Raw genomic sequence first — 15957 nt, forward strand, 5'->3', positions numbered from 1 at the left:
CCAAAATGTCATCCCCCAAATCAATGAAGAGCTGACTGGGATGCCATTTTATTAAACCAGTGAGAAATTCCCTGTTCATTATCGGGAAACTGAAACGTTTCAATCTGGGGATTTTCCCCCGTTTTAATAATCATGGATGCAGGAAATTCAATTTGTCCTTCAACCAGTTGATCCGGTTCCAGCCGGATCCCGGTTGTTGTAAGCAATGTATGCAATGTCCGGACATCCGGGACCTTGACAAAAACAAACTGGTTTATTTTTTTCAACCAGGGCTGTTGTTCATGTTTAAAAAAAGGCATCGCACTCGGATAAATTAAGGCGGTTTGTGACAGCGGAGGCGAATCGATCTGTCGGGGCTGCACAACATGGATATATTCGTCATCGGGAATATGAAGTTTTTCTCCCTGGGTTGCAAGTACCGTCATCATGGCCAACATCTCCTGTGGCTGGTCCTTCCCGGCTGTCTCTGTCTCATGCAAAGGCTTATTGGAAGAGGGGACAGAGTGAACCGGCGACACAAAAGCAAGCAGGATGATTGAAGTACAAAGAGCAGCCCACTTGACCGGCTGAAGAAAGAGTTGCTTTTGACGCCTTCTCTCCTTGACACCAATCTCTTCCAATCCCTGAACAAGTACGATCATTTCGTTTAGCTGCTCACGGCAGGAAGAGCAGACCTTAATATGTTCACCCAAAATTTGTCTTTCCCTGAAGTTGATTTCCCCGTCCACGAATAACTGAATGAGTGGGTCTATCTCTCTGCACGAAGACATCATTCAGCCATCTCCCTTAAATTTTCCTCGATAGGCGTTCTTTTAACATTTTGCGGGACCGAAAGAGCTGGGTTTTAACCGTTCCTTCAGGAATATCCAATTCTTTGCTAATTTCCGTATAAGAATATCCGTGATAATGGCGCAAAATAATGACACGACGGTAAATATCAGGCAATTCCTGGATTTCCTCTTTAATCCGTTCCAACAGGATCTTTTGCTCAACTTGTTCCTCCACAGACTTCATCGCAGTTGCAGGGGAAGGGTCCGATTGGATAAAGGCATCATCCAGCGTAACAAAGTTTAAGCTTTTTTTCCGTTTCTGATCGCGAAAACGATTGGTCATTAATGTTCGCAACCAGGCTTTCAAGGACTTTTCGTAAACATATTTATTGGACTTGCGGTGTGCTTGCCATAAGGTCTCCTGTGTGAGATCTTTGGCATCCTCGGCGTTGCCTGTCAATCGGTAGGCGACATGAAACAAATATCGCTGATGCTGTTGCAATCGTTCCATAAACTCATCGGCGACACCCCTCCATGGCCGGTCCCCTATCTGTTTGGATACCATAATACCCTCCCACAAAAATGTGATTCAAATTAGTCGGCTGATTTACATGCCTTTTTGAGCGCATCTTCGGTGATATTCCAGTGAGAAGCGTGCCATACCACTTTTCCGCTTTGAATAAAAAGGGCCTGGGGAGACTCGTGTTTGATCTGAAACCTTTCAGCAATTTCATTGGAGACAGGACGGTCTTCAATCACGTAAACAACGGCAATGTTGACATCATTGGCCTCTTCGGAGCGGCTGAACTCCTCAAGTTCAGAATAAGCATTGGCACTGATCGGACAGGTGGTACTATGTTTGAAAAGAAGGACTTTAGAATATTTTAATACATCGTCGATTTGTTGCGAGTTGGTAAGTTGTTGAAATTTCATCTTTTTCACCTTGCTTTTTTGTCTTTTTACTAAGATACCCCATTTTTGCGAAAAAACAAATGAAAAAAATAGCATCCTGTCGAAAGGATGCCTCTCTAAAATTGCTCTGCCTAAATCTGATCTCTCCCGCTTCAACGGAGAATAGCTCACAGATCAATCCAGTTGATTTGAGTACGATCACGGACATCACTGATCTTTCCCGCCATCTCCCCGGTCTGGTTTTTTAAGCTGTGATAAACTTGAATGCCTTTATCTTTCGCCGCTTCCAGTCCTATTCCAAGATCTCTTCTCATTTCTCTGCCTGTTTTCGGTGCCGCCAAAAGGGCGATTGCCGCACCGACAACCCCGCCAAATACGGCCCCCATAACAAAATATTTTAAATGGCCGCTTTCCTTTTTTTCACTCATCTGCTTTCACTTCCTTTTCTTGTACCTGGTCTAACCTCTCATTTCGCCATTGCCTCGCAAACTCCATTCCCGCACCAAGGATCGCAATAATATTGCTCAAACGGTCTTTATGTTTTTCCGCATGACGGACGAGGCTGGTGGAGACTTGCTGAAACGTTTTGCCGACCTCACTGACTGAATGAAAGAGTTCCTCTGTCTGTTGTGATTTTACACGCAGATCTTCAACGAGCAGGCGGGTTTCCTTAAAGGCATTGGTCGATTCCCCCACTGCCTCTTCTACTTTTCCCTTCAAATCGTGTAAAGTTTCGTTGACCGAGTTCATCGTTTTCGTGAGAGTGACCAGCGATCGGATCAAAAAAATGATAAGGACGGTGACGGCCAGTGAAACCACTCCCACACTGATCTCAATAATCATCGAAGCTTCCTCCTATGCTGTAAAAGTATGTGCCAAAGGGGGAGGGCAGAGTTTGTCCTCCCCTTTGCCCTCTATTTGTTTTGCACAACACCAGACCCAAATGGATAAGTTTCTGATATCGTAACCGGCAGGCGGCCTGTTAATGGTATCTTACCCGAGATTGCCCTGGAAACCGCTGTAAGAGAGGCTGTGGTTGACCCGTAAGCAGTGAGATATGTAGATTCCTTCGGCAGGGCATTTGGATCGTACGGAGTGTCAAGCCCTACAATGATCACAGGTTTATTCCCGGCTTGCAGGCGGGAAATGAGCTCTGCCTGTGCCGAACCGGATTTTAGCCGGCTTACTCCAACGACCACTGCATCCATTTGTTCAGCCTGCCTGACCAATTCCGGGATTTTTTCTTTGTCCAGTTCATCTGTAAGAACCACCTCTGGGGTGAACCCTTCCTGTTCCAAAGCTTCCCTAAAAGTTTCCGGCTTTTGGGAGGTCAGTACCAGGAGACGTGAATGCGAGGTTGGAGGCAAAGGCAAAAACTTTCGTTGATCATTGACCAGAGTAACTGCTTTTTCAGCGATCCGGACAGATAATGCCTTTGTTTCCGCATTTCCCACCCTTTGCTTAATCTCTTTGGCTGTGGTGTGTGGTTTTTCAATTATAGAGTTTTCCCCGAGCCGTTCCGCTTTCAGCTTTAAAATTCGGCGGACAGATTCATCAATCCGTTTTTCGGTCAATATCCCTTTCTCTACGGCTTGTTTCACTGCTTCAATCGATTTTTCCTGTTTGGACTGAGAGTGGCAGATCAAGACCATATCCGCACCGGCCTGAATCGCTCTCACTGCAGCCACAGGGGTGCCAAAGTTTTTGGCAATCGCTCCCATCTCCAGATCATCCGTGATAATCACCCCTTGATACCCCAGCTCTTTCCGCAACAAACTGATTAACACATTTTTGGACAGGGTAGCCGGCAGCCCCGGAGTGGGTTCCAGAGCCGGAAAGGTAATATGGGTGGTCATCACCATATCGGCCTCATGGGCAATCGCCTCACGGAACGGAACCAGTTCAACCCGGTCCAGCCGTTTGCGGTTGTGGGGGATCTGCGGCAAATCAATATGGGAGTCCAGCGAAGTATCTCCGTGACCGGGGAAATGCTTCACTGCCGACAGAACTTTTCCGTCGCGAAATCCCTTTATCATGGAGACAGACATCTGTGCCGTCAATTCGGGGTTTTCACTGAAAGAACGCACTCCGATGACCGGATTTTTCGGGTTATTATTCACATCAAGAACAGGAGCCATATTCAGATTGATTCCCATGGCCCGCAATTCCATCCCCATCTGCTTTCCCGTCTGGTACGCCAGGTCGGGATCACGGGCGGCCCCCAGGGCCATATTGCCCGGAAAAACTGTAACTCCTTCTTTGATACGTACCACTTTTCCCCCTTCCTGGTCAATCGAGATAAACAGCGGGATCTGTGGTGATGAAGAAAGAGCCAAATCCTGCAACTCGTTACTTAAGGCCCCTACTTGACCGGGGGATTGAATATTGCGGTCAAAATAGATGATTCCGCCAACATGATGGTCAGTGATTAATTTTTTGGCATGCTCGTTCGCCACCGTCGCTTCCCCGCCTGATGTCTCTTGAAAGCCGACGATAAACATTTGCCCGATCTTTTCATCCAACGACATTTCCTTCAATGTTTCATCCACCCAATCAGGACCTGTCTTCTGGGTCAAGGTCGTTTTTGGCTGGCCGGAACAGGCGACGGAAAAAATAAACATGAGAAAGCTCAGCGATAACGCCAGTTTTTTTAGCAGAAATTGCTTTAAATGGAAAGAGTGGCAGGGCCTCCGCCATTGTCCCAAACTGGCAACGGAACGGGGCAAAACTGCCAAAAACCGCATCAAAAATAGTTGAAGTTGGATTTTCGACTTCATTTCCCGTTTTGCAAACAAAAAAATTCCTCCCTACCTGTTCCATTGTACCTGATCTTCCTGAAAAGGAAAGACATTTTCTATCAATTTGTCCAAATCTTCTGCGTCTAGTACAGGGAAGAATCGAAGAGTATAATAGACGGGGAATGTAACAAGAAATTGAGGTGAAGTCTGTTGAGCAGTATCAAATCTGTGGTTGTCATGAAAGGCGACCAAACCGGACAAGAATTGTTAGATGAAGCATTACGCGTCCTTGATCCCAATGTGATCGGCTTTGATATCGATTTTCAATATTTTGATCTCAGTCTTGAAAATCGCAGGAAAACAAATAACCAGGTGGTTCACGAAGCAGCCAGGGCCATGAAGCGAACAGGCTTTGGTTTAAAGGCAGCCACGATTACACCTGAAGCAAAAGGAGATATTGGAAGCCCGAACGCAATTTTGCGGAAAGAAATTGACGGAAAGGTAATTATCCGCACCGGCCGCCGGATCCCCGGGGTTCGTCCGGTAGCTGGTACATATTCCCCCATCTCCGTGATCCGCATGGCTGTGGGCGATGCTTACGGAGCCGAGGAATGGCGCGAAGGAGACGGGTTGGAGGAAGTCGCTTTCCGCACCGAAAAAATCGACCGAAAAACCTGCCGTGCTGTCGCCGAATTTGCCTTCCGCCACGCCAAAAAGACAAATGCCAAAGTATTTGGCGGCCCCAAATATACTGTAAGCCCCGTTTATGAAGGCATGTTGAAAGAAGAGATGGATGAAGCGAGCAAACGTTATCCTGAAGTCCGCTATGAGCCGCAATTAATTGATGCCACTTACGCCCTCTTAATCAACAATTCCGGCGATCCCCTGGTGATTCCTGCCCTCAACCGCGACGGAGATTGCCTGAGCGACCTTGTTCTGCAACTGTTTGGTTCCATCGCCGGTTCTGAATCAATCTTGATGGGCTTTGACGAAAAGTTCAATACCCAGGTGGTCATGGCAGAAGCCCCGCATGGAACAGCCCCATCCCTGTTTGGCAAAAACATTGCCAACCCGATGGCTATGATTCTGGCCGGTGCTTCCCTGCTTACCTACTTCAACGATCCTAAAGCGTCCGCCTCCTCCCGCGCCATCTACGAAGCCGTTATCGAAAGCGTTCGGGAGGGAGTTCGTACCGCTGATCTTGGAGGAAGTGCAACCACAACTGAATTTACCAATGAAGTAATCAGCAAAGTACAAACCAAGCTTGAAGTATGGAGCACCTTGCAAGGATTTTAATGTTTCAGGGAGAAAAAGCCAGTTTCCGAAAATAACGACTGGCTTCTTTTTCCTGCCTTCTCTTTCCTGTATAGGCAGTGCGACAACATGGTGATCTTTTGAATTTCATCCACAGAGGTGTCTTTTGTTGAAAATTTCTCTTCACAGAATCATTGCCTATATACTTGGACTCATTATTTTATCCTTCGGGATCTCCCTTGTCATCCGCGCCAACATCGGCACTGGTGCCTGGGATGCCCTGAATGTAGGGCTGTCCCAAAAAGTGGGGCTTACCGTAGGTTCCTGGGTGATTATTGTCGGGTTCATCCTGATTGCAGTTAATGCTTTCTTATTGAAAGAGCGGCCCGATTTTCCCGCCATGATCACCATCCTGCTGATCGGTTTTCTTATCGATGGATGGCTTTTCCTCTTGCAATGGGAAACAAACCAATGGGTATGGCAGTTTCTTCTTTTCTCGCTGGGAACGCTTGTTATTGCTGTGGGCTTAGCCGTTTACTTTCAGGCTCAGTTTGCCATGACTTCTGTGGACAAGCTTATGTATGCGATCTCTAAACGGACGGGATTCAGCCTGCGGGTTTCTAAAACGATCGGGGAAGTACTTGCTCTGATCCTGGCATGGCTGCTGGAAGGCCCGATCGGTATCGGAACGATCCTCATCACATTTTTAATCGGACCTTTGCTGCAATTTTTCCTGCCTAAGATTGAGCCATTTTTTCAAAAAAAATAGGCGGACTGAAAGTCAATGATTAAAGAGTTCTGGAATAAGCACATCTTTTACAATCTCACCGACGCAAAATCCACTCTATGCAAAAATCCCGCCCTGACCGTTATGAACGAATCAGGGTGGAATTTATTCTCTTCAGTAGAGCCCGGCGCAGGATGCCTTTTTCAACGTTATCCACACTTTAACACTTTTTACAGAGAAAGCCGATTGACAACCATTTGTGTGGGAAATCAGCTTTTAAAAGTTTCCATCTTATTTACAATCCTGTATATACAGGTTACAATGAAAGGGCTTTCCTGTTTATTTTTTTGCACACCAGCCTGTATATACATGTTGGTTCAGCAAAAACTAATAAAGGATTCTTATGATCTGCTCACTTTAAAGGGGGTAACTTTATGACTACAAAAATATCATTTGATTTCTTCCAGCGAATTGGGCGGGCCATGATGGCTGTTGTTCTGATTCTTCCGCTTGTATCCATTCTGATGGGACTCGGTGGAGTGCTGTTAAATCCAAGTGTACAAGAACTATTGCCGTTTCTTTCCGGACACGGGTGGCAGGTGGCCGGTGAACTGATGCAAAGGGCTGGTCAGGCCGTATTCAACAATTTGCCAGTACTATTTGCCGTGGCAATCGCCATTACCTGGACGGGCCGGGGAATGGCCGGTTTCGCTGCCCTGATCGCCTTCTTTATCATGCATACCACGATCGGGGCACTGATTGATATTACAGAAATCAAGCTGAATGAGCGGATACTCGGCAGTGAATTGGGAATCAAAACGATGCAGACGGGTGTGTTTGGCGGCATTCTTATCGGTTTCTTATCCGCTTACCTTTATAATAAGTTTCACAAAGTTGACCTCCCGGAATCCATCTCCCTGTTCAGCGGGGAACGGCTGGTGCCGATTGTCGCTTCGTTTGCTGCCATTCTGATGGCTGTGGCTCTTTTCTTCGTCTGGCCGATCATTGGCAAGGGTGTGCTCACACTCGGTGACTTTGTGGCCCGGCATACCAATCCGCTTGTTGTAGGCTTGTACGGCGGAATTGAAAAACTGTTGATCCCGTTTGGGTTACACCATATCTACAATACACCGCTCCTGTTTACAGAAATCGGCGGCACCTATACCAGTCTTGAGGGTGCCCGTGTGGTCGGTGATCAAAATGTATACATTTCCCAGGTGATCGACAAACTGAAAGACCCCGGAATCCCAATCACAGGCGGCACCTATATCGCCGGGAAGTTTATCCCCGTGATGTTCGGCCTTCCCGCAGCAGCTTTGGCCATGTACCGCACTGCCAGAGAGAGCAAAAAAGCAAAAGCGAAATCCCTGTTAATTGCAGCGGCTGTAACCGCATTTCTCACCGGGATTACTGAACCGCTGGAGTTTACCTTCCTTTTCGTTGCACCGGTCTTGTATGCAGTACATGCGTTCCTGACAGCCCTCGCTTTTGGCGTCATGAATGCTCTCGATTATCATGCCGGTTTTGCCGGCGGGTCCGGACTGATTGATTTTGTTCTGTTCAATGTGCTGCCAAACCAATCCAGTGCATGGCTGGTTATCATTGGTTTGGGGTTGCTGTTCGCTGTTATTTATTACTTTATTTTTAAAATGCTGATTGTGAAGATGAACTTTAAAACTCCCGGTCGCGAAGAGGAACAGGAAGAAACGCGGCTTTATACCAAAGAAGAATTCCGCAGCAAAGCGGGCATAAATAAAAAGACAATGGCAAATGAGGCCGGCGATGACAGCCGGGCGGCCAAAATTCTCGCCGCACTGGGCGGGAAAGAAAACATCACGAAATTGGATGCCTGTATCTCCCGGCTGCGTGTGGGGGTCAAAGACTTAAATCAAGTAGATGAAGCAGAGCTCAAGCGTTTGGGAGCAGCAGGCGTGATCAAACTGGCGGATGGCGTGCAGGCGGTATACGGTACGAAATCGTCTGTCATCAAAGAGGAAATCGAAGAGATCATGTAAGGTTGGTGGAAACCCTTGACAGAATGGTGGAGAAAAGCAGTTGTCTACCAGATCTATCCCAGAAGTTTTAAGGATACAACGGGAAACGGTGTGGGAGACCTGCGGGGAATCATTGAAAAACTGGATTACTTGAAAGAGCTCGGGGTGGACGTTCTCTGGCTGACGCCGATCTACCGTTCACCGCAAAGGGATAATGGTTATGATATCAGTGATTACCGTTCCATTTATGAAGAGTACGGTACAATGCAAGACTTTGATGAGCTCCTTGCCGAAGCTCATGCCCGCGGCCTGAAAATCATTCTTGATATGGTTGTCAATCATACTTCAACAGAGCACAAATGGTTTCGGCAGGCCCGTTCGGGCAAAGAAAATCCTTATCGTAATTTTTATATCTGGAAAGACGGGAAAGAAGGCCGGGAGCCAACCAACTGGCAGTCCAAATTCGGCGGTCCGGCATGGCAATATGATGAAAACACGGATCAATATTATTTGCATCTCTTCGATGTGACTCAAGCGGACCTCAACTGGGAAAACGCGAAAGTCCGCCAGGAAATTTATGACATGATGAGATGGTGGCTGGACAAAGGAGTAGACGGGTTTCGCCTCGATGTGATCAACCTGATCTCCAAAGACCAGCGGTTTCCTGATGACCAGCCCCCGGGAGACGGGAGAAAGTTTTACACCGACGGTCCGCGGGTGCATGAGTTTCTGCGCGAAATGAACCGGGAAGTATTCTCTAAATACGATATGATGACAGTAGGGGAGATGTCTTCAACTACGATTCCCCATTGTATTCAATATACCCGGCCTGACAGCCGCGAGTTAAACATGATCTTTCATTTTCATCATTTGAAGGTAGATTATCCCGACGGCGAAAAATGGAGCGTTGGTGAATTTGATTTTTTGGCATTAAAGCAGATTCTGTCCTCCTGGCAAACGGAGATGGGCAAAGCTGGCGGATGGAACGCGCTTTTCTGGTGCAATCACGACCAGCCGCGCATTGTATCCCGTTACGGTGATGATCAAACCTATCACAAAGAATCAGCTAAAATGCTGGCTACCACCATCCATCTGATGCAGGGGACTCCGTTTATCTACCAGGGCGAGGAGTTCGGGATGACCAATCCGAATTTCACCTCGATCAACGACTACCGGGATGTAGAAACTCTGAATATGTATCACCTTCTTCGGCAACGCGGCTTAAGCGAGGATGAAGTGATGGACATCATCCGCCAAAAATCACGCGATAACTCGCGAACCCCGATGCAATGGGACACATCGCCAAACGGAGGATTTACTACAGGGACCCCCTGGATCAGAACGGCACCCAATTATCAGGAGATTAATGCCGAAAAAGCCCTTGCCGATCCGGATTCTATCTTTTATCATTACAAAGAATTGATCCGGCTCCGCAAAACGTACGACATTATTACAACCGGCTCCTTTGAGCTGCTCGATTCGGAGCATCCTGACGTATTTGCATATCTCCGCAACGGTGATGGCGAGAAACTGCTTGTCATCAATAACTTCCGCCGCCACGAGACAACGTTTAGTCTGCCGGAAACAATGAAAGGCAGCGATTGGAACAGAGAGGTTCTCCTGTCCAACTACAGAGACGTCCCTGACAACTTCAAACGGATGAAGTTAAGGCCTTATGAATCAATTATTTTTCGACTGACTCAAACTATATAATTGTCGATGTTGGGAGGGGTCGTTTATCGACAATATTTATCTGACTATCTACCAAGATTTCGTTGAACAAATTGAACAGGGCCGGCTGCCTGTAAACACCAGGCTTCCATCTGAAAACGAACTGGCGAAAATGTATGACACCTCCCGTGAAACAGTACGCAAGGCCCTGAATCTTCTCTCTCAGAATGGCTACATTCACAAAATCAAAGGAAAAGGCTCTTTTGTTCTTCACGTAAATAAACTTGATTTCCCGATCTCGGGATTGATCAGCTTTAAAGAACTGGCGGCCAAAATGGGCAAGCAATCAAAAACACATGTGATCTCCCTGGTGTTGACAAAGCCCAGCATATATATCGCTTCCCAGCTGAACATTTCAAGATCTGAAGAGATTTGGAGAGTGATCCGCGTACGTGAAATCGGGGGTGAAAAAATTATTCTAGATAAAGATCACTTTCGCCAGAGGATCATCCCCCCTTTATCAAAGGAGATCTGTGAGGACTCCATCTACGAATATTTGGAGCAAACCCTGGATAACAAGATCAGCTTTGCCAAAAAGATCATCACCATTGAAGAGACGACGGAAGAAGACCGAAAACATCTTGATCACAACGGATATCCGGTGATTGTGGTTGTCCGCAACTATGTGTATTTGGATAACAACACATTATTTCAATACACTGAATCCCGCCATCGCCCGGACAAATTTCGCTTTGTTGACTTCGCCCGCCGCCCTTCATACAAATAGATGTGCTGCCGGCAAACATCCGGTAAAAAAAAGGTCCTCAGGGCCTTACTTTTTTCTGCGCTGAATTCTTTTTTTCCCTTGTAAAATATCCATCCCCGTCCTGGGGTTTGCTTTCACCTGCTCGGCAAACTGCTTTAGTTCGCTTTTATCCACATCTGCTTGTGTCACTTTCATCAAATAATCCAAAACTGCACCCATTCCCCCTCTGTCATTTGCTCTCTTGGCACCCTGCATAATTTGCTCCATTTGTTGTTCAGTCAGAACCTTATAGCCCATAACATTATTGATCATGTTTGCCAAATCTTTAATCGATGGCCCGTTCCCAGTCATGCGAAAGCCTCCTTTTCCACGAGTCCCTTACAACTTATGTGAATCAGGACGTAAGGGTAAGGTCAAATGCCCAGGAACCAAGCCTAATCATCGGCAATATAGGTGAACAACCTATCACCTTAAGGGAAGCGGCATGAATAATTATAAATAATCAATATACTCTTACACTTAAAATGAAAGGACTGGAATCAAACAGATGAGTAAACCTGTAGCGGCAACCGCAAGTTATTCATACGGCTATCCATCTCCTTATAGAAACCTTCTCCTGTTCTTGCTGATCATCCCGACGATCTTTTGGTTTGTCGGATGTTTGTAAAAAACTCCGGCCAAACAAGTTCTGCTGATTTTTATCATTTTCACAGGAAGAGAAGTGTCCACAGGCGGGGACACTTCTTATTTCTTTTCATCAACCATGTCTGGTTTATTCGGAAGAGGCGGGGAATTTTTCCCCTTAGTTGGAAACAACAATTGAAAACGAGCCTTTCAAAGGACAACTGGAGGCTCGTTTCTTTGTCTAATCCGCATTTGGCAATTTTCCGGATGACGGTTCAAGTGAATGAATACGAAGATTGCTTTGATCTTTCCCCAATAACTGAAGCAGCAGATGATATTCCTCCAATAGCATAAGTTCAAAAAACCTCATATCCTGGTTAAGCTTCTGGTTTTCTTTGACTAACTGATCCAACCGTTGTTCGGCCAATTCGATCTTTTTTTCCAGACAGGCAAGCCGTTCCCGTAGAGCCCTGATTTCGCTGCTGAGATCTTCTGCGTGCAAATCATGCACCTCTTTCTCTCCTTACATTCATATGAAAAGCTTATGAAGAGGAATTGCTGCCTGTATCCGCATTTATCTCTGATTCTTTTTCATCGTTTATCTTTTCGGCTGGATCCAAAGAGGATTCCTCCTGTAAATGTTTTAACAAATGCAACAGATCCAGATAACGCCCTTTGACCTCTTGCTGGTACCATTCATAGGACCTTTTCTCATCTTTCAGCCTTTTATTTTCCTCTAATAACCGTTCATAACGCTTGTTTCTTTCAGTTAATTGTTTGGATAGTTCTTGCACTTCATCGCGCAATTGGTTCCACACTTTTTCCATCTGCCTGATTGACGCGATGATTTGTGAAAATGACTCCAGCTGAAGCCCTCTTTTTTTCTGTATCTGCTTGTATACCCGTTTCTTCTTCGCCTCTGAATAGGAAATGGGGTCTTGCCGCCTTAATACGGCATTCCAGCGAAATCCGCATGCACCGGGGGTTCGTTCCAGCTTGCGGCCGACTTTCTCAAACGCTTCCAATTGTGTTCCTCCATTGCTGATCGATTGCAGAACACTTTCCCTCAATAATTGGTCCTCTTGTTCGGTCCATCTTCTCCCTTTCATCCCATCCATCCTCCTCCCGCTTTTCGGACCTGGTTCTGGAAATAATCAAATGTTTTTATATCATTATTCAGTCAGATCTGTATCTATTTATGTTATTTTTAGATAAAAATTCATGTCTGACCTTTTTCTGTGAAAGTGTGTGTAACTAAGGGGGGAGTCAGAATTCAAACTTCATCCCAGGGCTGTATGAGGGCTATCTTCCGGCAGCTTTTAGATTTCAACCAAACAAAAAATCCGAACCCTTATATCTTCAGGTTCGGATCAGAGTATTCTTTTCTATCTGGTTGCAGTCTTATCAAAATCGGGCAGCTCACACGTCTCAATTCCCAGTTTTTCCAATTCGGAAGGTTCCATTTTTGCAATGCCATCCGGGAGGATATGAAGGCATTTGTGAAGCCAGTCCAGCACCCGGTCTACCTGGACACCCTCTTTTTGAGGGGAATAGGGCTGGAGATAACCAATCGCGGTGGTGGCAAGCTTTCTCGCACCCCGGACTTTCCCTCTTCTCAACTGGTGCATGATGGCAGCAATTTGAATCAGGCCATGGTAAAAATCGTTCTCTCTTTGAGTTTGCCATAATTCCTCAAGAACCTCGTGTGCCTCCCAGTATTCTCCCCTATGATAGCATCTGAAAAACTCCAAATAGAGGGGGTGATATGTCTGGTTCATTCTCCGGCTCTCCTTTCCCTGCTCAGTTAATTTCCCCGCTTGATCATCACTTTTACAGATTTGATCCCATTCATTATTTATCATATAACCATTTTCATCAGACATAAATTTTCTGCAAAAAAAAGACCAGGTCGCTCCTGGTCACATGAAAGAGGGTCAAGATTAAGGAGTTAAAAGAAGCGTGGTAGCGTAAGCAAGAAGGTCAACCTTACTTACAGCATTCATTTTATCATGCTCCCCGAATTTTGTCGATATTTTGTCGAGCAATGTTTTCAAACTTTTTAAATTTCAATACCGGATTTCAAAGTGTTTGATTTATTTAAAGAAGAAGAGACTGCTAGATCCCCCACCGCTTCCAGAGCGATGAAAATCTTGGCGAATTGGTCTCTTTAAGAACCTGCCGGAACTGGGAGCGGATCAGCTTATTTTTCGGATCAATACGAAGAGCCAACTTGAGTTGTTTGGCCGCCTCGTCGTACTGTTCCATCTTCATGAACAAATTTGCGGTCCGTTGGTGATAAAAAGGTTGTCCCTCATGATAGTGGGCAGCCAGTTCAAGATGGAGCAAAGCTTGTCTGGTGTGGCTTTGCAGCAGATACACTTCCGCCAGTAACGTATGGGCAAGAGCATCCTTCGGATCCAGTTCCAAACTGCGCAACAAAAGATTTTGTGCGAGACGGAGAGAATCTGAATGAGTCATCAGATATCGTGCATACTCACGGTAGCCTCTGCTAAAATCAGGATGACAGTTCAACACCGATTGATAAGCATCATTTGAAGGTTGCAGCTCATTTTTAGCCTCCAGAACCTGTGCAAGCAACAGTTGCGCCTCAGCACATAACGGTTCCAACTCCAATGCGGACCCAATCGCAGCCTGTGCACGGTCCCACTGACGATTCCTGGCTTCCAAATGGGCCAGGGCCAGATAATAATCAGCTTGCGGATCTTTTTTGATCAGACGTTCTATACGAGCACGGTTTCGGCGGTAACTACCTTGAACCACCTGTTTCTTCCCCTGTTTGTAAACGATGGAATACACTTCAAACATCGGTCCTGCCATCTTTATTTCCCCCTTTGCTCATTTAGCCATCGTTTCCAGAAAGTCTACCGTTCATCTCTTTTAATAATTTTAGTGTAACTTATTCGACAAAAAATGTCACGAACAAACAAAAAACAAACCCTGATTCCAGCAATTTAGGATCAAAGGGTTTGTTTTATATTAATTGGAAATGAATTCTATATTAACCAGTTATGTTTTTTGCATACGAATCCGAGTAACATAGTCAGTTTCGTAATATTCTAATTCATCCCGTAAAATTTCAAAGATCTTTGAAAGAGAAACCGTAATTTGACGCAGGGGTTCCGGGGGAGTTTGTCTAAATTTAATAGCATCAACGCTGGTATATGAGTAACGTCCGTCTTCTTCGTACACTTCATTCCTTGGATAATAAAAACAATATATGCAAGAATGGACAATCTCGCTCAGTACTTTTTCCGCAAAATCATGGTTAAATTTTGCCCTGCGCAAAACCAGGCTTACTTTTTCATAACCCAATTCACACGCTACGCTCAAATGCCTGAGATCAGCAAGAAAATCACAGATATATGCTTCTGTTTCTGCCGGTTGATCCGTCTGTCCTTCCGTCAGCTGAGTGACACAGTGGTTGTTCAAAAATTGCTCTAATTCCTGTTTTGCATCGCGCAGCTTTTCCCGAGTTAAGATACAAAGCTGTTTGGTTTCTTCAGCTGGCATAAGAATATGAACCCCCTCAAAACTCCAACCTTCCAAATGACTTTATTCCAATTTAGTATATCACAAGAAAACACTGATTGCTCAAATAAGTACAAACGGTTCCAAAATTAACCGTGATTGGAAAGAGGCATAGCGAACATTCAAGCCAAAGCAAATTTCCTGAAAAAAAACGGAATATCAAAAACCGCCCGGCTTCCCTTCCAAAGCGGGGCTGGGCGGTATCGTTAATGATAAGGACCATTCTGATGATAATGGGCAATTGTCTGAGCGATAATCGTATTAATATCCTCTTCACTCAACGAACGAGGGTCTCCTTGAACGATAATATCAGAATCTCGTTCTGCTTCAGTCAACAAATCGTATAACTCCGGTGACACTGCCAAAACCAAATCAGACAATTTGACGGTTTGCATAGCGATCACCTCATTGGAAGTTATAAATCAGCCCAAACCGAAGCATCCCTTCACTCTTGTTCCTGTTTTCTCATTATGGTCACAAGTTGATACCGGTTGTCAATGGACCCTGGCCCTTTTTTAACGGCCACTCTTTTTTCCCAGCAAAATGGCATGATCTACTTTAATGCAGCGGTTCATAACCACTTGCAGCCCATTTTGTTCAGCCAGGCGAGCCGCTTCTTCATTGATCACACCCTCTTGCATCCAGATGGATCTGGCTTTGATCTTCACAGCGTCTTCAACGACCGGCATTACCATTTCACTGCGGCGGAATATATTGACAATATCAATCGGCTCCTCAATCTCAGTGAGTGAACCATACGGCTTTTCACCCAACACAGTTCCTTTTAAGTTTGGATTTACCGGGAAAATGCGATAACCTGCCTGTTTCATCGCTTCGGCAATCATGTAACTGGTACGGTCCGGGTTATCGGACATTCCAACCACTGCAACGTTTTTGGCTTCTGCTAAAAGCTTCGCTCTTTCGTCATCCGGCGGATTTTGAAACATTACAA

Annotated in this window: 20 protein-coding genes; 5 read left to right on the forward strand and 15 right to left on the reverse strand. The window is 45.6% G+C overall.

Annotation, left to right across the window (positions count from 1 at the left end; genetic code table 11):
• Positions 1-20: 20 nt before the first annotated feature.
• From I8U27_RS02615 to I8U27_RS02645, 7 genes are all read right to left on the reverse strand, one after another.
• Positions 21-770, reverse strand: coding sequence for a zf-HC2 domain-containing protein (locus tag I8U27_RS02615; protein WP_181750059.1), 750 nt, complete (start codon positions 768-770; stop codon positions 21-23).
• A 16-nt stretch (positions 771-786) separates the two neighbouring features.
• Positions 787-1335 (reverse strand): RNA polymerase sigma factor, encoded by a 549-nt coding sequence (locus tag I8U27_RS02620; protein ID WP_181750058.1) that lies wholly within the window; start codon positions 1333-1335, stop codon positions 787-789.
• A gap of 29 nt (positions 1336-1364) precedes the next feature.
• Complete coding sequence (ytxJ, locus tag I8U27_RS02625) at positions 1365-1703, reverse strand: bacillithiol system redox-active protein YtxJ (protein ID WP_181750057.1); 339 nt, start codon at positions 1701-1703, stop codon at positions 1365-1367.
• A 146-nt stretch (positions 1704-1849) separates the two neighbouring features.
• Complete coding sequence (locus tag I8U27_RS02630; RefSeq protein ID WP_181750056.1) at positions 1850-2110, reverse strand: YtxH domain-containing protein; 261 nt, start codon at positions 2108-2110, stop codon at positions 1850-1852.
• Positions 2103-2525, reverse strand: a complete 423-nt coding sequence (locus I8U27_RS02635) for a DUF948 domain-containing protein (protein WP_181750055.1) — start codon at positions 2523-2525, stop codon at positions 2103-2105. Before I8U27_RS02635 ends, I8U27_RS02630 begins: the two co-directional genes overlap by 8 nt.
• A 71-nt stretch (positions 2526-2596) precedes the next feature.
• A complete protein-coding gene (gene nagZ / locus I8U27_RS02640) occupies positions 2597-4210 on the reverse strand; it encodes a beta-N-acetylhexosaminidase (protein ID WP_232345217.1) in 1614 nt (537 codons plus the stop codon).
• Between the two features lie 25 nt (positions 4211-4235).
• On the reverse strand, positions 4236-4502 hold the full coding sequence (locus tag I8U27_RS02645; protein WP_181750053.1) for a hypothetical protein: 267 nt from the start codon (positions 4500-4502) through the stop codon (positions 4236-4238).
• Positions 4503-4657: 155 nt separating this feature from the next.
• On the opposite strand from I8U27_RS02645, the gene I8U27_RS02650 reads away from it, so the two are divergent.
• The 5 genes from I8U27_RS02650 to treR all read left to right on the forward strand — a co-directional run bounded on the left by I8U27_RS02650 (position 4658) and on the right by treR (position 10853).
• Entirely contained in the window at positions 4658-5716 is a 1059-nt protein-coding gene (locus I8U27_RS02650; RefSeq protein ID WP_181750528.1) for an isocitrate/isopropylmalate family dehydrogenase, read from the forward strand.
• Between the two features lie 127 nt (positions 5717-5843).
• Positions 5844-6443: a YczE/YyaS/YitT family protein gene (locus I8U27_RS02655; protein WP_181750052.1), complete on the forward strand. Its 600-nt coding sequence runs from the start codon at positions 5844-5846 to the stop codon at positions 6441-6443.
• A 392-nt stretch (positions 6444-6835) separates the two neighbouring features.
• A complete protein-coding gene (locus I8U27_RS02660) occupies positions 6836-8416 on the forward strand; it encodes a PTS transporter subunit EIIC (protein WP_181750051.1) in 1581 nt (526 codons plus the stop codon).
• A gap of 15 nt (positions 8417-8431) precedes the next feature.
• Positions 8432-10108 (forward strand): alpha,alpha-phosphotrehalase, encoded by a 1677-nt coding sequence (gene treC, locus I8U27_RS02665; protein ID WP_181750050.1) that lies wholly within the window; start codon positions 8432-8434, stop codon positions 10106-10108.
• Positions 10109-10133: 25 nt separating this feature from the next.
• A complete protein-coding gene (treR, locus tag I8U27_RS02670) occupies positions 10134-10853 on the forward strand; it encodes a trehalose operon repressor (RefSeq protein ID WP_181750527.1) in 720 nt (239 codons plus the stop codon).
• Positions 10854-10898: 45 nt separating this feature from the next.
• Here treR and I8U27_RS02675 read toward each other — a convergent pair whose 3' ends face one another.
• From I8U27_RS02675 to I8U27_RS02710, 8 genes are all read right to left on the reverse strand, one after another.
• A complete protein-coding gene (locus I8U27_RS02675; RefSeq protein ID WP_181750049.1) occupies positions 10899-11183 on the reverse strand; it encodes a hypothetical protein in 285 nt (94 codons plus the stop codon).
• A gap of 514 nt (positions 11184-11697) precedes the next feature.
• Positions 11698-11967 carry a hypothetical protein gene (locus tag I8U27_RS02680; protein ID WP_181750048.1) on the reverse strand — a complete coding sequence of 90 codons (270 nt, stop codon included), beginning with the start codon at positions 11965-11967 and terminating at the stop codon, positions 11698-11700.
• 31 nt (positions 11968-11998) lie between these two features.
• The gene (locus I8U27_RS02685) at positions 11999-12565 is read right to left on the reverse strand and encodes a hypothetical protein (protein ID WP_181750047.1); all 567 of its coding nucleotides are present in this window, start codon (positions 12563-12565) and stop codon (positions 11999-12001) included.
• Positions 12566-12841: 276 nt separating this feature from the next.
• Entirely contained in the window at positions 12842-13234 is a 393-nt protein-coding gene (locus I8U27_RS02690; protein ID WP_181750046.1) for a DUF309 domain-containing protein, read from the reverse strand.
• Positions 13235-13571: 337 nt separating this feature from the next.
• On the reverse strand, positions 13572-14294 hold the full coding sequence (locus I8U27_RS02695) for a tetratricopeptide repeat protein (RefSeq protein ID WP_181750045.1): 723 nt from the start codon (positions 14292-14294) through the stop codon (positions 13572-13574).
• A gap of 189 nt (positions 14295-14483) precedes the next feature.
• The gene (locus tag I8U27_RS02700; protein ID WP_181750044.1) at positions 14484-14987 is read right to left on the reverse strand and encodes a DUF3907 family protein; all 504 of its coding nucleotides are present in this window, start codon (positions 14985-14987) and stop codon (positions 14484-14486) included.
• 224 nt (positions 14988-15211) lie between these two features.
• Positions 15212-15400: a hypothetical protein gene (locus tag I8U27_RS02705; protein WP_181750043.1), complete on the reverse strand. Its 189-nt coding sequence runs from the start codon at positions 15398-15400 to the stop codon at positions 15212-15214.
• Between the two features lie 120 nt (positions 15401-15520).
• Positions 15521-15952 (reverse strand): CoA-binding protein, encoded by a 432-nt coding sequence (locus I8U27_RS02710; RefSeq protein ID WP_181750042.1) that lies wholly within the window; start codon positions 15950-15952, stop codon positions 15521-15523.
• Positions 15953-15957: the final 5 nt, after the last annotated feature.

Source organism: Paenactinomyces guangxiensis, from assembly GCF_016055185.1.
In the GTDB taxonomy this organism is placed as follows: Bacteria; Bacillota; Bacilli; order Thermoactinomycetales; family Thermoactinomycetaceae; genus Paenactinomyces; species Paenactinomyces guangxiensis.

What these genes read in the sequence shown, in the direction of transcription:
- I8U27_RS02685 (WP_181750047.1), bottom strand. Translation starts at nt 12,565, where the DNA reads ATGAAAGGGAGAAGATGGACCGAACAAGAGGACCAATTATTGAGGGAA.
- I8U27_RS02710 (WP_181750042.1), bottom strand. Translation starts at nt 15,952, where the DNA reads ATGTTTCAAAATCCGCCGGATGACGAAAGAGCGAAGCTTTTAGCAGAA.
- I8U27_RS02690 (WP_181750046.1), bottom strand. Translation starts at nt 13,234, where the DNA reads ATGAACCAGACATATCACCCCCTCTATTTGGAGTTTTTCAGATGCTAT.
- I8U27_RS02695 (WP_181750045.1), bottom strand. Translation starts at nt 14,294, where the DNA reads ATGGCAGGACCGATGTTTGAAGTGTATTCCATCGTTTACAAACAGGGG.
- nagZ (WP_232345217.1), bottom strand. Translation starts at nt 4,210, where the DNA reads ATGTCGTTGGATGAAAAGATCGGGCAAATGTTTATCGTCGGCTTTCAA.
- I8U27_RS02675 (WP_181750049.1), bottom strand. Translation starts at nt 11,183, where the DNA reads ATGACTGGGAACGGGCCATCGATTAAAGATTTGGCAAACATGATCAAT.
- ytxJ (WP_181750057.1), bottom strand. Translation starts at nt 1,703, where the DNA reads ATGAAATTTCAACAACTTACCAACTCGCAACAAATCGACGATGTATTA.
- I8U27_RS02635 (WP_181750055.1), bottom strand. Translation starts at nt 2,525, where the DNA reads ATGATTATTGAGATCAGTGTGGGAGTGGTTTCACTGGCCGTCACCGTC.
- I8U27_RS02660 (WP_181750051.1), top strand. Translation starts at nt 6,836, where the DNA reads ATGACTACAAAAATATCATTTGATTTCTTCCAGCGAATTGGGCGGGCC.
- I8U27_RS02630 (WP_181750056.1), bottom strand. Translation starts at nt 2,110, where the DNA reads ATGAGTGAAAAAAAGGAAAGCGGCCATTTAAAATATTTTGTTATGGGG.
- I8U27_RS02705 (WP_181750043.1), bottom strand. Translation starts at nt 15,400, where the DNA reads ATGCAAACCGTCAAATTGTCTGATTTGGTTTTGGCAGTGTCACCGGAG.
- I8U27_RS02645 (WP_181750053.1), bottom strand. Translation starts at nt 4,502, where the DNA reads ATGGAACAGGTAGGGAGGAATTTTTTTGTTTGCAAAACGGGAAATGAA.
- I8U27_RS02700 (WP_181750044.1), bottom strand. Translation starts at nt 14,987, where the DNA reads ATGCCAGCTGAAGAAACCAAACAGCTTTGTATCTTAACTCGGGAAAAG.
- I8U27_RS02650 (WP_181750528.1), top strand. Translation starts at nt 4,658, where the DNA reads ATGAAAGGCGACCAAACCGGACAAGAATTGTTAGATGAAGCATTACGC.
- I8U27_RS02620 (WP_181750058.1), bottom strand. Translation starts at nt 1,335, where the DNA reads ATGGTATCCAAACAGATAGGGGACCGGCCATGGAGGGGTGTCGCCGAT.
- I8U27_RS02615 (WP_181750059.1), bottom strand. Translation starts at nt 770, where the DNA reads ATGTCTTCGTGCAGAGAGATAGACCCACTCATTCAGTTATTCGTGGAC.